14 protein-coding genes are annotated in these 15,488 nt (G+C 72.5%); 7 read left to right on the top strand and 7 right to left on the bottom strand.

All coding sequences use genetic code 11. The features are described from left to right. Positions 1-297 precede the first annotated feature (297 nt). The 4 genes from DRB96_RS24575 (at position 298) to DRB96_RS24560 (ending at position 4,046) form a co-directional block, all read left to right on the top strand. Complete coding sequence (locus tag DRB96_RS24575; protein WP_204358065.1) at positions 298-1,014, top strand: transglycosylase SLT domain-containing protein; 717 nt, start codon at positions 298-300, stop codon at positions 1,012-1,014. 139 nt (positions 1,015-1,153) lie between these two features. Continuing rightward, the gene (locus DRB96_RS24570; protein WP_112450414.1) at positions 1,154-2,599 is read left to right on the top strand and encodes an AI-2E family transporter; all 1,446 of its coding nucleotides are present in this window, start codon (positions 1,154-1,156) and stop codon (positions 2,597-2,599) included. Further along, on the top strand, positions 2,583-3,323 hold the full coding sequence (locus DRB96_RS43180) for a hypothetical protein (RefSeq protein WP_162688612.1): 741 nt from the start codon (positions 2,583-2,585) through the stop codon (positions 3,321-3,323). Before DRB96_RS24570 ends, DRB96_RS43180 begins: the two co-directional genes overlap by 17 nt. A gap of 15 nt (positions 3,324-3,338) precedes the next feature. After that, a complete protein-coding gene (locus DRB96_RS24560) occupies positions 3,339-4,046 on the top strand; it encodes a hypothetical protein (RefSeq protein WP_112450412.1) in 708 nt (235 codons plus the stop codon). 123 nt (positions 4,047-4,169) lie between these two features. Here the strand turns inward: DRB96_RS24560 and DRB96_RS24555 are convergent, their stop codons facing one another. Together DRB96_RS24555 and DRB96_RS24550 are read right to left on the bottom strand one after the other, a co-directional pair. Next, positions 4,170-4,709 (bottom strand): alkyl hydroperoxide reductase, encoded by a 540-nt coding sequence (locus tag DRB96_RS24555; RefSeq protein ID WP_112450411.1) that lies wholly within the window; start codon positions 4,707-4,709, stop codon positions 4,170-4,172. 3 nt (positions 4,710-4,712) lie between these two features. After that, complete coding sequence (locus tag DRB96_RS24550) at positions 4,713-5,267, bottom strand: peroxiredoxin (RefSeq protein ID WP_112450410.1); 555 nt, start codon at positions 5,265-5,267, stop codon at positions 4,713-4,715. A gap of 111 nt (positions 5,268-5,378) precedes the next feature. On the opposite strand from DRB96_RS24550, the gene DRB96_RS24545 reads away from it, so the two are divergent. Then, positions 5,379-6,350, top strand: a complete 972-nt coding sequence (locus DRB96_RS24545) for a hydrogen peroxide-inducible genes activator (RefSeq protein WP_112450409.1) — start codon at positions 5,379-5,381, stop codon at positions 6,348-6,350. A 49-nt stretch (positions 6,351-6,399) separates the two neighbouring features. On the opposite strand, the gene DRB96_RS24540 is transcribed toward DRB96_RS24545, so the two are convergent. From DRB96_RS24540 to DRB96_RS24530, 3 genes are read right to left on the bottom strand one after another with little or no spacing between them, the layout of a single operon-like run. Then, a complete protein-coding gene (locus DRB96_RS24540; protein WP_112450408.1) occupies positions 6,400-8,763 on the bottom strand; it encodes an FtsX-like permease family protein in 2,364 nt (787 codons plus the stop codon). After that, positions 8,760-9,446: an ABC transporter ATP-binding protein gene (locus tag DRB96_RS24535; protein WP_112450407.1), complete on the bottom strand. Its 687-nt coding sequence runs from the start codon at positions 9,444-9,446 to the stop codon at positions 8,760-8,762. Before DRB96_RS24535 ends, DRB96_RS24540 begins: the two co-directional genes overlap by 4 nt. Further along, a complete protein-coding gene (locus tag DRB96_RS24530) occupies positions 9,443-9,967 on the bottom strand; it encodes a PadR family transcriptional regulator (protein ID WP_112450406.1) in 525 nt (174 codons plus the stop codon). The genes DRB96_RS24535 and DRB96_RS24530 overlap by 4 nt, the downstream gene beginning before the upstream one ends. A gap of 151 nt (positions 9,968-10,118) precedes the next feature. Between DRB96_RS24530 and DRB96_RS24525 the strand changes: the two genes are divergently transcribed. Beyond that, positions 10,119-11,645 carry a DUF2079 domain-containing protein gene (locus DRB96_RS24525; protein ID WP_112450405.1) on the top strand — a complete coding sequence of 509 codons (1,527 nt, stop codon included), beginning with the start codon at positions 10,119-10,121 and terminating at the stop codon, positions 11,643-11,645. 116 nt (positions 11,646-11,761) lie between these two features. Here DRB96_RS24525 and DRB96_RS24520 read toward each other — a convergent pair whose 3' ends face one another. Both DRB96_RS24520 and DRB96_RS24515 read right to left on the bottom strand, forming a co-directional pair. Continuing rightward, a complete protein-coding gene (locus DRB96_RS24520) occupies positions 11,762-12,022 on the bottom strand; it encodes a hypothetical protein (RefSeq protein ID WP_112450404.1) in 261 nt (86 codons plus the stop codon). Next, the gene (locus tag DRB96_RS24515) at positions 12,019-12,930 is read right to left on the bottom strand and encodes an SPFH domain-containing protein (protein WP_112450403.1); all 912 of its coding nucleotides are present in this window, start codon (positions 12,928-12,930) and stop codon (positions 12,019-12,021) included. Before DRB96_RS24515 ends, DRB96_RS24520 begins: the two co-directional genes overlap by 4 nt. A 240-nt stretch (positions 12,931-13,170) precedes the next feature. Here DRB96_RS24515 and DRB96_RS24510 point away from each other — a divergent pair, with 240 nt between their 5' ends. Next, entirely contained in the window at positions 13,171-15,417 is a 2,247-nt protein-coding gene (locus DRB96_RS24510) for a transglycosylase domain-containing protein (RefSeq protein ID WP_112450402.1), read from the top strand. Positions 15,418-15,488: the final 71 nt, after the last annotated feature.

Here is a 15,488-nt window from a genome sequence, read left to right as displayed (position 1 = left end):
TGGCGAAAACAACGGTGACGTGCCTGGTGTGACCTTTCCCACGCAACGGAGAATTGCCCTGCGGCGTCGAGGTCCGGCAGAGTCTGTTTTCCGTCAGGCCCCGCATACGGCACACCTGTATCTCCCGTGAGATGCGCGCAGCACCACTAACTCCACAACTGATCGCCGTATGCCGCCCGGAGCAACACGAGGCACTCCCGCGAGGGAGTCGCCCACGGGCCCGCGTCTCCAGTGACCGAACCATCATGGAGGCCAGTGTCGAGGGGCACTCTTGCGCCCGCCCGGTCACTGCGGACGCTGCTGGAAGGACACCGTGTGAGCCGGATCTCGGTTCGGGGATTCGCTGTGGCTTCGGCCACGGCGGTCACCACCGTCGGCGCAGTCGTGGGCGTTGCCACCGGCGACCCCGCCTCGAACGATCTCGAGACGACCGCGTCCGGGACGACTCTCCTCACTGACATCCCGGTCGGCGACCAGGCTCAGGTCCAGAACGCGTCCCTGACGCAGCAGGCCGACGCCATCGCCCACGCCGCCGACGCCGACGCCAAGCGCTCGGCGGAGGAGTCCGCCCGCGTCCAGGCCGCCCAGGACGCCAAGGCGAAGAAGGCCGACGCGCAGAAGGCCGCCGACGAGAAGGCGAAGAAGGAGCGCGACGAGAAGGACCAGGCTGCCAGCCGTTCCGCCTCCCGCGACGGGGCCGACTTCGCGCCCCAGAGCTCCTACACGGTCGCCCAGGTCAAGGCCATCGCCCAGCAGATGGTCCCGGCGGGGCAGTTCCAGTGCTTCTCCAAGATCATCAACCAGGAATCGACCTGGAACTACCTGGCCGTGAACAAGTCCTCGGGCGCCTACGGCCTCGTCCAGGCCCTGCCCGGTTCGAAGATGGCCTCGGCCGGCGCCGACTGGCGCACCAACCCCGCCACCCAGATCGAGTGGGGTCTGAACTACATGAACGTCCGCTACGGCAGCCCGTGCGGAGCCTGGAACTTCCACCAGGCCAACGGCTGGTACTAGTCACGGCATGCGAGGCGCACCCGCGCCTCAACCCCGCGGAGCCCCGCACCGTCCTACGGTGCGGGGCTCCGCGCGTGTACGGTCTTTCGAGGTGTGTCCGGGTATGCGGTGCGGTGCGGAGCGGGGGGAAGGGAACGACATGGCGAAGACGGCAGGATGGATCGGCCGGCTCGGGAACAGGCTGAGCCGCGTGGAGGCGCGACTCGCGGAGCGCCGCGCCGAAGTCGAGGCCGAGACCTCCGGGAACCTCGGTGACCTGCCGGCCCGCCCCGCGGGCCGCGCGACCACCGCGGCCGCGGGCTCCACGGCCGCCGAGGGGCCCGGAGTCCCCGGCGCCGCGGCCTCCGCGCCCGGCGCGTCCGAGCCCACGGGCGGCGGGCACGCGCAGGCCCCCGCCGCGGCCCACTCCGCCCCGGTCCGCCCCGAACCGGTCGACGTCATCCCGTGGGGCCTGCGCGTGGCCGCCGAGGCGAGCTGGCGGCTGCTGCTCCTCGCCGGGATGGTCTGGATCCTGATGAGGGTGATCAGCGAAGTCCGCCTGGTCGTCCTCGCCTTCGCCGCCGCCCTCCTGGTCACGGCCATGCTCCAGCCCTTCGTGGTCCGACTGCGCCGCCTCGGCATGCCGCGCGGGCTGGCCACCGCCGGCACCGCGATCCTCGGCTTCGTGGTCATCGGGCTCGTCGGGTGGTTCGTGGTCTGGCAGGTCATGGACAACCTAGACCAGCTCTCCGACCGGCTCCGCGACGGCATCAACGAGCTCAAACTCGCGGCACTGGACAGTCCGTTCCACGTGACCGAGAAGCAGATCAACGACATCGCGAAGAACCTCAGCGAGACCATCGGCACCAACACCGAGCAGATCACCTCCGCCGGCCTGCAGGGCGTGACGGTCCTCGTCGAAGTGCTGACGGGCATGCTCCTCGCGATGTTCTCCACGCTCTTCCTGCTCTACGACGGCAAGCGCATCTGGACCTGGTCCCTGGGCCTGCTCCCCGCGGCCGCCCGCCCCGGCGTCGCCGGCGCCGGTCCGCGCGCCTGGCGCACGCTGACCGCGTACGTGCGCGGCACGGTCCTCGTCGCGCTGATCGACGCCATCTTCATCGGCCTCGGGCTGTACTTCCTCGACGTCACGATGGCCGTGCCGCTCGCCGTCTTCATCTTCCTGTTCGCCTTCATCCCCCTCGTCGGCGCGGTGATCTCCGGCGCCCTCGCCGTGGTCGTGGCGCTGGTCACCCAGGGGCCGTTCATCGGGCTGATGGTGCTGCTGGTGGTCCTGGCGGTGCAGCAGATCGAGGGGCACGTCCTCCAGCCCTTCATCCTGGGCCGGGCGGTACGCGTCCACCCGCTCGCGGTGGTGCTGTCGGTGGCGGCCGGCGGCCTGATCGCGGGCATCGGCGGAGCGGTGGTCGCCGTCCCGCTGGTCGCCGTCACCAACACGGTGGTCGGCTACCTGCGGGCCTACTCCCGCGAGCAGTTCCACCACGGGATCGCCCCGGTCGGCCCCGCGCCGCACGGGGCGACGGCCCTGGGCAGCCCGGTTCCTTCCGACATGGGGGAGACGCGAACAGGTGATAACCGAGCCTGAGTTCGACGGCGGGAGCTCCGGTTCGCCGGAGCCCCCCGGGCTGCCCGAGGCCTACGAGGAGGGCCCGGGCCCGCTCCGCCGGCCCTGGCGGTGGGCGCTGGGCGGGGCCCTGCTCGCCTCCGCGCTGTGGGCGGGAGCCTGGGGGGCCGTGGCCCCGCAGGACGGCCGGCCGCCGCTGCGGTACGCGCTGCCGATGAGCCTGTGCGACGAGGCGAAGCTGCCCGCACTGGCCCGGCTGGCCGAGACCGCCGGATGGGAGTACACCCCGAGGCTCTGGGAGCACCCGGGCGTGGACCAGGCGCTCTGCATGCTGAGCACACCGCGCGGCGGCTCGCAGGAACCCCCGGCCGCGCCCTCGCTCGCGTACGAGGTCCAGGTCTCGGTGACGCTGCACAAGCTGACCGACCCCGCCCCGGAGTTCGGCGCGGATCCCGGGGGGATCGGCTGGATCGGGACGGTCCGGTCGGACCCCCGCTCGGTGCCGGGGCTCGGCGAGCGGGCCCTGATCACGGAGGCGGAGTACGGCAAGTGGTGGCGGCTGACCGTGCTCGACGGGGGCGCGGTGTTCACCATGGACGTCTCGGTGTGGACGGACACCGGGGACGACGGCCGGGTGGTCGAGGGCGAAGGGCCCCTGCCGGAGCCGCCGAAGCCCGACACCGACGCGCTCCAGGCTGCGATGATCGACGACATGCACACGCTGATGAAGGTGTTGCGCGGCTAGTCGGGGGGCGGGGAGATGATCGGCGAGCCGGAGATGGTCGAGGGGGACTGGGAGACCGCGGGGCGGCCGGGCGGCGCGGTCCCGGAGTCGGAGGGTCCGCGCGAGCGGGCGCGGGGCCCGCGCACACCGTGGCGGTGGGCGCTGGGCGGGGCGGTGGCGGTCTCGGCGGTGTGGGCGGGCGCGCTCGCCGCGCAGGACGGCCTCGCGGGTGCACCGCGCATCGGCTACCGGCACTCCGCGGACCTGTGCAAGGAGACCCGCTTCGAGGTGCTCGGCCAGGCCGTGGGCCAGGGCTTCGAGGGATTCCAGAGCAGTGAGGGCGCGCACCCCGCGCGGGACTGGGCGTACTGCGGGGCCGACATGCGCTACGAGGAAGGGTCCGTCATGTACGGGGCCCAGGTGCTGGTCGAGCTGCACAAGAAGGGCGGCCCCGGGGAGGAGTTCGCCACCGGCCCGGCGATGGATCCGGGGACCCGGCTGGACCTGGCGGAGCGCCGCGAGGTGGCGGGCCTCGGCGACCGGGCGGTGCTCGACCGCTTCTACGGGAGCGGCGGCGAGCGGCTCATGGTGCTCGACGGGGCGGCGGTCTTCACGATCACCGTGGAGTGGTACCGGGCGGCCCCGGGCGAGCCCCGAGACACCGGCGCGGGCGTCGACGAGGACGCGGTCCACGCGGCGATGATCGAGGACGTGCGGGCGCTGATGGCGAAGCTGCGGCGGTAGCGGTAGCGGTAGCGGTAGCGGCAGCGGCAGCGCGGGCGAGGGTGCGGGTGCGGGGCCCGTCCAGACGGGCGGAGGGGCCCCGCGACCGGAGTCGCGGGGCCCCTCCGTTTCCGTACGGGGGTGTCACTCGCCCGCGAGGACCGCTTCGGAGTCGAGGGTGACGGCCACGGCCTGGATCACCGAGGCGATCTTGAAGGCCTCCTGGACCGTCTCGCGGTCGACGCCGGCCTTGCGCAGGACCTGCTCGTGCGAGTCCAGGCACTGGCCGCAGCCGTTGACCGCGGAGACGGCGAGCGACCACAGCTCGAAGTCGACCTTCTCCACGCCGGGGTTGCCGATGACGTTCATCCGCAGGCCCGCGCGCAGCGTGCCGTACTCCGGGTCGGAGAGCAGGTGGCGCGTGCGGTAGAAGACGTTGTTCATCGCCATGATCGCGGCGGCGGCCTTGGCCGCGGTGTACGCCTCCGGCGACAGCGCGGCCTTCGCCTCCGGCTCCAGCTCACGCAGGACGCGCGGGGAGCGGGCGGCGATCGCGCAGGACAGGACCGTGCCCCACAGCTGCTGCTGCGAGAGCGTGTCCTGGTTGCCGATGACCGAACCCAGGTTCAGCTTCAGGTCCTTGGCGTAGTCCGGTATGGCGGACTTCAGGGAGTCGAGGGACATCGCTCACTCACCGGCCAGCAGCGCGCCGGCGTCGATGGTGCTGTCGCCCTTGGTCCAGTTGCAGGGGCACAGCTCGTCGGTCTGCAGGGCGTCGAGGACCCGCAGGACCTCCTTGGGGTTACGGCCCACGGAACCGGCGGTCACCATGGAGAACTGGATCTCGTTGTTCGGGTCCACGATGAAGACGGCGCGCATCGGGAGGCCGTCCGAGCCGAGGATGCCGAGGTCGGCGCAGAGCTCGCGCTTGATGTCGGACATCATCGGGAAGGGCAGGTCGCGCAGGTCGGCGTGGTCCTTGCGCCAGGCGTGGTGCACGTACTCGGAGTCGAGCGAGAAGCCGAGGATCTGGGCGTCGCGGTCGGCGAACTCCTCGTTCAGCTTGCCGAACGCGGCGATCTCGGTCGGGCACACGAACGTGAAGTCGAGCGGCCAGGAGAACACGATCTTCCACTTGCCCTCGTAGGTCTTGTGGTCGATCTGCGAGAACTCAGCCCCGGCCTCGAGCGAGACGCAAGCGGTCAGGTCGTAGGTGGGGAACTGGTCGCCGACAGTGAGCACGTGCTCTCCTTGCGGAAAGGAAAGTGACCCTTTTGGGGGCTTTCCGAGGGGGTTGGACTGATCTCACATGCTGACACAGCTGCATTGATTGCGGAAATAGCTACTCTTGTGATGAGTGATCGGAGGTGCCTATCAGTGGCTGTGAGTCACAGGGGAGCGAAGCAGGCGACGCTCGCGCAACTGCGGGCCTTCGCCGCCGTCTCCGAGTACCTGCACTTCAGGGACGCGGCCGCGGCCATCGGCATGAGCCAGCCCGCGCTCTCCGGAGCCGTCTCGGCCCTGGAGGAGGCGCTCGGCGTCCAGCTGATCGAGCGGACCACGCGCAAGGTGCTGCTCTCGCCCGCGGGTGAGCGGATCGCGGTCCGCGCGCGGGCCGTGCTCGACGCCATGGGCGGGCTGCTGGAGGAGGCCGAGGCGGTGCGCGCCCCCTTCACCGGGGTGCTGCGGCTCGGAGTCATCCCCACGGTGGCCCCGTACCTGCTGCCGACCGTGCTCGGGCTCTTCCACCGGCGCTACCCCCGCCTCGACCTCCAGGTGCACGAGGAGCAGACGGCCTCGCTGCTGGAGGGGCTGGCCGGCGGCCGGCTCGACCTGCTGCTGCTCGCCGTGCCGCTCGGCGTCCCGGGAGTCACCGAACTGCCCCTCTTCGACGAGGATTTCGTGCTGCTCGTACCCCGCGAGCACCCGCTCGCCGGGCGTCGGGACATCCCGCGCGGGGAGCTGCGCGGCCTGCACCTGCTCCTCCTCGACGAGGGCCACTGCCTGCGCGACCAGGCCCTCGACATCTGCCGGGACGCGGGGCGCACCACGGGGGCGGACGTCACCACCACCGCGGCCGGGCTGTCCACCCTCGTACAACTGGTCGCCGGGGGGCTCGGCGTCACGCTGCTGCCGCGCACCGCGCTCCGGCTGGAGACCACCCGCAACGAACAGCTGGCCACCGGGTACTTCGCCGAGCCCGCGCCCTCGCGCAGGATCGCCCTGGCCATGCGCACGGGAACGGCCCGGCAGGAGGAGTTCCGGGCCGTCGCCGACGCGCTGCGCGAGGCCATGCGCCCGCTCCCCGTCTGGCTGACCGACTAGTGCTGTGACCGGGAAGGTCCGCCGGGCCGCAGGCGTACGGGGCTGCCGGCTATTCCGTGCGCAGGCCGTCCGGGCGCATCAGCCGCAGCAGCGGCGGCAGGCTGAGCAGGGTCACCAGGACGGCCACGCCGCCGCCGATGCCGGCCATCGTCGCGACCGGGGCCCAGTCGATCCGCACCGGGACGGCCGCCATCCGCATCAGCACGGCGCCGAGCGTCAGCCCGACCGCCGAGGCCAGGACCAGGCCCAGGCCGATCGGCAGGGCCGTCTGCCAGAGCACCGACAGGCTCAGCGTGGAGCGCTTGGTGCCGAAGGCGACCAGCGCCGACAGCAGCTTCCCGCGCTCGCGCAGCTGCTCCAGCTGGGAGACCAGCAGGCTGGCGCCGATCAGCAGCAGCACGGCCGTCGCGCCGAAGAGCAGCCCGGTGCGAATGGTCGCGTAGCCACTGTCCTGCCGGGTGGACTGGTGCGTCATGATCATGGCGAGCGGGGCCGCCTTGAAGGCGGCCGTCCGCGCCTTGTCCATGGCGTCCGGCACCGACGGGTCCAACTGCACGTACACGTGCGGCCAGCGGTCGTCGGGCACGGCCTTCGGCGCGACCGAGGGGGTCACCAGCAGTCCGCCGCGCAGGTCGCCCGTCGGGTCCGGGCGGTTGGTGACCGGGCGGGCGCCGGCCGGGAAGGTCCACCGGGCGGGCTCGGACGCGCCGTCCTCGCCGGTCGGGCCCGGGCCGAGGCCGACCCAGAGCGTGTCCCCGGGCCGGGCCGTGGGCTGGGGCACCCCGCCCTTCAGGGCGGGCGAGTCCGTGATCACGAAGGCGTCGCCGTCCCGGCAGGGTTCGACGGCCGCGTACTCGCGCAGGGCATCGCAGCTGCCCACGGTCACCTGGACCAGGTCGTCCGCCGCGGGAAGCCGGTGCGCGGCCTTGAAGGAGGCGGGCGCGACGACCTTGGCGACTCCCTCGGCCCCGGAGACCGCCCGGGCGGCGGCGTCGACCGCCGCCCGGTCGGTCGGGGGCATGACGATCGAGATCGCCGCGCGGGCCGGGTCCTGCCCGGTCCGCGTCGTGTAGTCGCCCTCGACGCCCGCGAAGAGCATCTGGAGGGCGATGGCCCCGGCCACGGCCACCGCGATGCCGTTGACGAGGCGGGCCGCGCCGCCGCTGGAGACCTGGAGCCGGCGCACGGCGAGCTGCCAGGACACCGGCCCGCCGGACAGTCGGGAGACGACGCGCTCCAGCAGCCAGGGGAGCAGCGCGGTGATCCCGACGAGCAGCAGCACCACGCCGGCGCTGACCTGCCACCGGTTGAAGTCCCCGTGGCGGGTGCCGTGCCCGGTCATCGGGGCCAGCAGGCCGAGCCCGCCGAGCGGCAGCAGCAGCCGCCACCAGACGCGGCGCCTGCCCGGCCGGGCGGTGTGGACCACGCCCAGCGGCTCGATGACGACACCGCGCAGGGCGAACAGGGTCACGGCGACGGCCGCGGCGGGCACCGCGAGCGCCACCAGTACGGCCAGCCACGGCGCGGGGTCGAGGTCCGCGGGGAAGACGCTGCGCTGGTGGAGGGTGACGCCGCCGACCAGCCGGCGGCCGATGAGGAAGAAGCCCGCGCCCAGCCCGAGCCCGACCACGGATCCGGCCAGGGCTTCGCCGGCCGCGATCCGGCGGACCATGCGGCCGTCGGCGCCGACCAGGCGCAGCGTCGCGAGCCGGCGGTCGCGCCGCTCCCCGCCGAAGCGGACGGCGGCGGCGATGAACACGGTGACGGGCATCAGCAGGGCCACGAAGGTCAGCACGACCAGGAGCGTCAGGACCGGGTCGAGCTCGCGCTGCCCGATGTGCCGGTTGAAGCCGAGCACCCGCTGGGCCCGGTGGTCCTCGGGCCCGGTGATCTCCAGGTCGCCCTTGCCGGCGTAGAAGTACAGCTCGCCCGGCCCGGTCAGGCCGGCGTCGCCGATGATCCGGGTGGGCTTCCAGGCGTCGAAGCGCTCGCGCAGCAGCGCGCCGTCGGACGATGCCAGCAGCCTCTTCAGGGCCGGGGAGACGGCCATCTCGCCGGGGGCGGGCACCGATTGAAGTCCGGGCGGCACCGGCGCGTCGGGGCCCTCCGCCAGCAGGAACCTGCCGTCGACGTCCCTGTTCTTGTACATCTGGTTCGCGTTGGCGACGAGCAGCGTGTCGCGGCCGGGCGCCGTGCCGACGGGCGCGGGCATGTAGAAGCGCGCCTCCCCGCGGTCGCCGCGGGTGGCCAGCGCGCCCGGTATCGCGGTGCTGATGAGCAGCAGCGCGACGCCGAGTCCGACGCCCACGCCGGTGAGCAGGGTGCGGGTCCAGCCCTCGCGGCCGCCGCCGAAGGCGAAGCGGACGCCCATGGCGAGGTCCCGGAGCCATGACGATGACGCGGACGCGCTCATGCGATCCACTCCATGTCGCGGGAGCGTCCGTCGCGTACGACGATCTCGCGGTCGGAGTACGCGGCCACGCGGGTCTCGTGCGTGACCAGGACGACGGCGGCGCCGGTGGACCGGGCGGCCTCGGTGAGCAACCGCATCACCAGCTCGCCGTTGAGGGAGTCGAGGGCGCCGGTGGGCTCGTCGGCGAAGACCAGCCGGGGCGAGGTGACGAGGGCCCGGGCGACGGCGACGCGCTGGCCCTGGCCGCCCGAGACCTCGCCGGGGCGCTTGCGGCCGAGGTCGTCGACCCGGAGCCGCTCCATCCAGTGCAGGGCGGTGCGCTCGGCTTCCTTGCGCTTGACCCCGGTCAGGCGCAGGGGCAGGGCCACGTTCTCCAGGCAGGTCAGCTCGGGCACGAGCTGGCCGAACTGGAAGACGAAGCCGAACTCGCTGCGGCGCAGGGCGCTGCGCTCGGCGTCCTTCATGGCGGAGAGCCTGCGGCCGGCGTAGGTGATGGTGCCGGAGTCGGGGGTGACGATCCCGGCGAGGCAGTGCAGCAGGGTGGACTTGCCGGAGCCGGAGGGGCCCATGACGGCGACGACCTCGCCCGCGTGGAGGGAGAACTCGGCGCCGTCGAGGGCCGTGGTGGTGCCGTACGCCTTGCGCAGGCCCGTGGCGCTGAGCAGCGTGCCGGACGGGGTCATCCGCGCACCTCCCGGGCGAGCTGGTCGAGGCGGGCGGCGGCGAGCTCGAGCCAGCGCAGGTCGGCCTCCAGGTGGAACAGGGCGTGGTCGCAGACGAGTTGGTCGGCGAGGTCGCCCGCGGCCTTGCGCCGGGTGAGGATGCGCATCAGGCGCAGGTGCTCGGCGCGCTGGGTGTCCAGGAGCTCCTGGGCGCCGCGGCCGGTGAGGAGGGCGAGCACGACCTTGGTGTAGAGGGTCGTCTGGAGGTACGGCTCGGGCTTCTCGGGCTGGGCGAGCCAGGTCTCGACGTCGGTGACGCCGGCGTCGGTGATGGCGTAGCGCTTGCGCTCGGGGCCGCCGCCGCTCTCGATTCCGTCGACCTCGACGAGACCGTTCTTCAGGAGCCTGGACATGGTCGAGTAGACCTGCCCGTAAGCGAGGGGGCGGTCGTGGCCGAACTTCTCGTCGAAGGCCCGCTTGAGGTCGTAGCCGTGGCGGGGGCCGGCCTCCAGGAGGCCGAGGAGCGTGTGGCTGATGGACATGCGAGGGACTATACATGCGGTGTATACCCTCGGTGTATAGGCCTGGCGCCGAGCGGAACTCCGGCCGGGGCTGCGCCCATTCGTAGGCACTGGCGTCCCGGCAGGGCGCGGCTCGGCACCCGGGCCCCGGGGCGGCTGGCACGTTGACGGCATGCACGCACCCTCCGCCGATGCCGCGAACGCCGACGCCGACGCCGATGCCGCCGACGCCGCCGTGCTCCCGCCCCAACAGGCCGGTCCCGTCGGGCGGCAGGAGGCGGAGCCGTCCCCGGAGTCCGCGCACGGGATCCCGTGGTGGGCGTGGACCATGGCCGGCGGCCTCTTCCTCCTCTACACGGCGCTGTCGCTGCGCACCCACGGGCGGCTCCACTCCCACAGCTTCGACCTGGCGATCTTCGAACAGGCCGTCCGCTCCTACGCGGTGGGCCGGCTGCCGGTCTCGGAGGTCAAGGGGCCGGACTTCCCCGTCCTGGGCGACCACTTCTCACCGGTCCTGGCCGTCCTCGCCCCCCTCTACCGGATCTGGCCGTCGCCCCGGACCCTGCTCGTGGCGCAGGCCGCGCTGATCGCCGTGAGCGTGCTGCCGCTGACCCTCTGGGCGCGCCGGACGCTGGGCGGGGCCGCCGCCGCGGTGATCGGGCTCTGTTACGGGCTCTCGTGGGGCATCGCGAACGCGATCGGGTTCGACTTCCACGAATGGGCCTTCGCCGTCCCGCTCCTCGCCTGCTCGCTGTCCGCGCTCGGCGCCGGCCGACTGCGCGCCGCCGCGTGCTGGGCCCTTCCGCTGGTGCTGGTGAAGGAGGACCTGGGGCTGACCGTGGCCGCGATCGGCGCGGTCATCGCCTGGCGCGGCGGCCGGGGCGGGCGCCGGCTGGGGATCGCCACCGCCGTGGCGGGCGCGGCGTGCACGCTGCTGGCCATGGTGGTGGTGCTGCCGGCCCTGAACCCGAGCGGCTCGTACTTCTACGCGTCGTTCCTCGGCGGCGGCGCCGACAGCGGGGGCGGTGCGGGCGGCGGCTTCACGGACCTGCTGGCCAAGGTCACGGTCGGCCTCGTCACCCCCGAGACCAAAGCGGTCACGCTGGTGCTGGTGCTGGCGCCGACCCTGTTCCTGGCCCTGCGCTCCCCGCTGGTGCTGATCGCCGTGCCGGGGCTGCTGTGGCGGGGTGTCTCGGACCAACCGGTCCACTGGGGGACCGGCTACCACTACTCCCTCACGGTGATGCCGATCGTCTTCGCGGCCTTCGTCGACGCGCTCGGGCGGCGCGCTACGACCACCGCCGGGCTGCGCCGGTACCTGGCGGGCGCGGCCGGGGTCTGCGTCCTGCTGCTGCCGGCGCACTCGCTGGGGCAGTTGGGCCGACCGGACTTCTGGCGGACCGAGCCGCGGGTCGCCGTGGCGCAGCGGCTGATGGACCGGATCCCGGACGGTGCCACGGTCCAGGCCTCGGACGGGCTGGTCCCGCACCTGGCGAACCGTACGAGCGTCAGCGTGTACGGCTGGCCGGCGAGCCGCGACGAACCCGAGTGGATCCTCGTGGACACCGGGGTGGCGCCGGCCCGGCGGTGGCCGCTGTCGGCGATGGAGGAGTACGTCGCCCTGGACGGGGCGCGGGCCCGGGGGTACCGGACCGTGGCCGAGCAGGACGGCTTCGTCCTGCTCGGCCGGCGGTCCTGAGCCCGAGCCTCGGCCGACTTCGAGCCGGCTCCGGGACGGCTTCGGGCCGGCTTTCGTGCTGCTTCAGTGCGGCCCCAGTGCGGCCCAGTGCGGCCCCAGTGCGGCCCAGTGCGGCCTCAGGAATCCGGAGCGGCGCGGGGCCGGCCGCGCGGCGGGATGGGACCCGCCCCGCCGGGGAGGCGGCCCGCCTCGGCCAGGGCCCGGCGGAGCAGGAACTCGATCTGGGCGTTGGCGCTGCGCAGTTCCTCGCCCGCCCACCGCGCGAGCGCGTCGTGCACCTGCGGGTCGAGCCGCAGCAGCACCTGCTTGCGGGCCTGGCGCCCGGCCTTGGGCGCGGCCGGTTCGCGGGGCTCCGCCTCGTCGTCGGCGGGACTCACTGGTAGAGGGTGCCCGTGTTGATGACCGGCTGGGCCGCGCGATCACCGCACAGGACCACCATCAGGTTGGACACCATCGCCGCCTTCCGTTCCGGGTCGAGGTCCACGATGTCCTGCTCCGCGAGGCGGTTGAGGGCGAGTTCGACCATACCGACCGCGCCCTCGACGATCTGCTTGCGCGCCGCGACGATCGCACCGGCCTGCTGGCGCTGGAGCATCGCGGAGGCGATCTCGGGAGCGTACGCGAGGTGGGTGAAGCGGGACTCGATGATCTGGACCCCGGCGGCCTCGACGCGGGCGGACAGTTCCACGGCGAGCTTCTCGGTGATCTCCGCGGCGTTGCCGCGCAGCGACAGGCCGCCGTCCTCGTGGGCGTCGTAGGGGTACTCGATGGCGATGTGCCGCACGGCCGCCTCGGTCTGGGTCTCGACGAACTCCGTGAAGTCCTCGACCTCGAAGACGGCTCGCGCGGTGTCCTCGACCCGCCACACCACGACGGCGGCCAGCTCGATCGGGTTGCCGTAGGCGTCGTTGACCTTCATGACGGTCGTCTCGTGGTTGCGCACCCGGGTGGACAGCCGCCGGCGGGAGGTCAGCGGGTTGACCCAGCGCAGTCCGTCGGCGCGGACCGTGCCGCGGTAGCGGCCGAAGAGCTGGACCACGCGGGCCTCGCCCGGTGCGACCGTGTTCAGCCCGCACATGGCGACGAACGCGGCGACGGCCAGCAGGATCCCCGCCGCGATCAGGCCCCCCTTGGCGCCGGAGCCCTCCACCACCGCGCCCAGCACGATCAGTCCCGCCCCGCCCGCCACTCCCGCCAGGCCGAGCAGCAGGGCGATCCCGCCGCCCACGCTGCGCGCGGGGAACTCCCTTACGCCGGCCTCGGACACGCCTGTCGTGCTGGTCATGGTCTTCCCCGTCCCTCGGTGGCGGCCGGTTCGACCGCCTAGCAAAGTGATATCACTTTTTTGGAAGGACGGCAGCCCCGGCAACCCCGCGGGCTCCGCGTGCGTCGGTTCCATCGGGGCGGGTGCTGATTGTCACGTCCGGATTGACCGGTATTGATCCTGGTTGGCCAGTCTTTGTCACAGCCTGCGGTGTTAGCTTTCTGAGCTGACGTCGGGGGGTAATCGAGCGGAGCGGGAGCGATGGGCCGAGCAGAAGCGCGAAAGGCGCAGCAGCAGCGCGGTGCGCGACGAGCGCCGGGCGGACGCGCCAAGAGCAAGGGCGGGAAGGCCGGCAAGCGGACCGGCATACGCCGCTTCTTCACCTGGAAGAAGATGCTCGGCACGTTCTTCGGGATGATCCTCCTCGGGATGGCCGCGCTGATCGGCCTCTACTTCTACGTGGACCCGCCGGACCCCAACGCCGACGCGCTGAAGCAGAACAACGTCTACAAGCTGGCCGACGGCACCGTCCTGGCCCAGGTCGGCGGCACGAACCGGCAGATCGTCCCGATCGAGAAGATCCCGAAGGACGTGCAGACGGCCTTCATCGCGATCGAGAACAAGTCCTTCGAGAAGGACCGGGGCATCGACCTCAAGGGCATGGCCCGCGGCGTGTTCAACACGGCCACCGGCAAGGGCGCGGCCGGCGGCTCGACGATCACCCAGCAGTACGTCAAGAACTTCTACCTGACCCAGGACCAGACGGCGACCCGCAAGCTGAAGGAGATGGTCATCTCCCTCAAGGTCGACCAGAAGATGAAGAAGCCCGAGATCCTCGCGGGCTACCTGAACACCAACTTCTACGGGCGCAACGCCTACGGCATCCAGGCCGCGGCCCAGGCCTACTACGGCGTCGACACCGACCAGCTGACGCTCGAACAGGGCGCCTACCTCGCGGCCGTCCTCCAGGCCCCCAGCCAGTACGACTGGGCGACCGCCGGCCCGAACGGCAAGCGCCTGGTGATGGTCCGCTTCAACGCGGTCCTCGACAACATGGTCGAGATGGGCGAACTGGACGCGGCCAAGCGCAAGGGCATGCAGTTCCAGGAGCCGATCAAGCCCAAGGTCGCCCCCGGCCAGGAGGGCCAGAAGGGCTACCTGGTCCAGGCCGCGGACGAGGAGCTCAAGCGGCAGACCGGCATGACCGACACGCAGCTCAAGGCCGGCGGCTGGGAGATCACCCTCACCATCGACCCGAAGAAGCAGGCCGCCCTGGAGGCGGCCGTCCAGGAGGAGCTGGAGTCCAAGCTCGACCGCAAGGGACGGCCCGTCGACGCGTCCGTGCAGGCGGGCGCCACCTCGGTGGACCCCAAGACCGGTGCGATCGTCGCGATGTACGGCGGCACGGGGCTCACCGACCAGTACGCGAGCAACGCCATGCGCAAGGACTACCAGCCGGGCTCGACCTTCAAGCCGCTGGTGCTCGCCTCCGCCCTGGAGAACAAGGCGACCACCCAGGACGGCAAGCCGATCAACCCCAACGCCCTCTACGACGGCACCAGCAAGCGTCCCGTGGTGGGAAGCAAGACGCCGTTCAACCCGGAGAACCAGGACAACATCAACTACGGCAACCCGATGATGACGGTGCAGTCCGCCACCAACTCCTCGGTCAACTCCGTCTACGCCCAGATGATCGTCGACGTCACGCCGCAGGCCACGAAGAAGACGGCCCTCGCCCTCGGCATGCACGACGGCAAGGGCTGGCCCGAAGACCGGCCGGCCATGACGCTGGGCACCATGAACGCCGACACCGTGGAGATGGCCGGCGTCTACGCCACCTTCGACAACCACGGCAAGAAGATCACGCCGAGCATCATCAAGTCCGCCCAGAACAAGGACCGCGAGTACAAGCCGGTCCGTGCCGTCGGCGACCAGGCCATCAGCCGCAAGACCGCCGACACCGTCACCAAGGTGCTCACCGGCGTCGTCGAGGACGGCTCCGGCAAGGCCGTCAGGAGCTCGGCCTACGAGGCCGCCGGCAAGACCGGCACCACCGAGGAGAACAAGGCCGCCTGGTTCACCGGGTTCACCCCGGACCTCGTCACCGTCGTCGCGATGTTCGGCGAGGAGCCCGGCACCCACACCCAGGTCAGCCTCGCAGGCACCGCGGGCGGCGGCCGCGCGGGCGGCTCCAGCTTCCCGGCCGCGATCTGGAAGCACTACACGCTGGCCGCGCTCAAGGGCCAGGACAGCGGCTCCTTCGACCTGGAGGAGGCCGAGATGGGCAAGGTGCAGACGCCGACCGGCAGCACCTCCCCGACGGGCACGCCGAGCCAGACCACCACGCCGACGCCGTCCGGGCCCACGCCCTCGGCGCCCAGCCCGACCCGCACGCCGGTGACGCCCACGCCGACGCCTCCCACCCCGACCCCGACGCCGACGAAGCCGACGCCCACCCCGCCCAACCCGACCCCGACCCCCCCGGGCCCCCCGGTGCCGGAAACGTAGGCGCTGGGGCCCGCGGCCGGGGACCGTGAGGGGCCACCGCCCCCCCCCCCCCGGGCCGTGGCCCCTCCCCC

The sequence above is a fragment of the Streptomyces sp. ICC1 genome (assembly GCF_003287935.1).
Classification (GTDB): Bacteria; Actinomycetota; Actinomycetes; order Streptomycetales; family Streptomycetaceae; genus Streptomyces; species Streptomyces tritrimontium.
The sequence above is the reverse complement of the archived record's forward strand: the minus strand, read 5'-3'. Positions and strand labels throughout refer to the sequence as shown.

What these genes read in the sequence shown, in the direction of transcription:
- DRB96_RS24555 (WP_112450411.1), bottom strand. Translation starts at nt 4,709, where the DNA reads ATGTCCCTCGACTCCCTGAAGTCCGCCATACCGGACTACGCCAAGGAC.
- DRB96_RS24560 (WP_112450412.1), top strand. Translation starts at nt 3,339, where the DNA reads ATGATCGGCGAGCCGGAGATGGTCGAGGGGGACTGGGAGACCGCGGGG.
- DRB96_RS24540 (WP_112450408.1), bottom strand. Translation starts at nt 8,763, where the DNA reads ATGAGCGCGTCCGCGTCATCGTCATGGCTCCGGGACCTCGCCATGGGC.
- DRB96_RS24510 (WP_112450402.1), top strand. Translation starts at nt 13,171, where the DNA reads ATGGGCCGAGCAGAAGCGCGAAAGGCGCAGCAGCAGCGCGGTGCGCGA.
- DRB96_RS24530 (WP_112450406.1), bottom strand. Translation starts at nt 9,967, where the DNA reads ATGTCCATCAGCCACACGCTCCTCGGCCTCCTGGAGGCCGGCCCCCGC.
- DRB96_RS24570 (WP_112450414.1), top strand. Translation starts at nt 1,154, where the DNA reads ATGGCGAAGACGGCAGGATGGATCGGCCGGCTCGGGAACAGGCTGAGC.
- DRB96_RS24515 (WP_112450403.1), bottom strand. Translation starts at nt 12,930, where the DNA reads ATGACCAGCACGACAGGCGTGTCCGAGGCCGGCGTAAGGGAGTTCCCC.
- DRB96_RS24535 (WP_112450407.1), bottom strand. Translation starts at nt 9,446, where the DNA reads ATGACCCCGTCCGGCACGCTGCTCAGCGCCACGGGCCTGCGCAAGGCG.
- DRB96_RS24545 (WP_112450409.1), top strand. Translation starts at nt 5,379, where the DNA reads ATGAGTGATCGGAGGTGCCTATCAGTGGCTGTGAGTCACAGGGGAGCG.
- DRB96_RS24525 (WP_112450405.1), top strand. Translation starts at nt 10,119, where the DNA reads ATGCACGCACCCTCCGCCGATGCCGCGAACGCCGACGCCGACGCCGAT.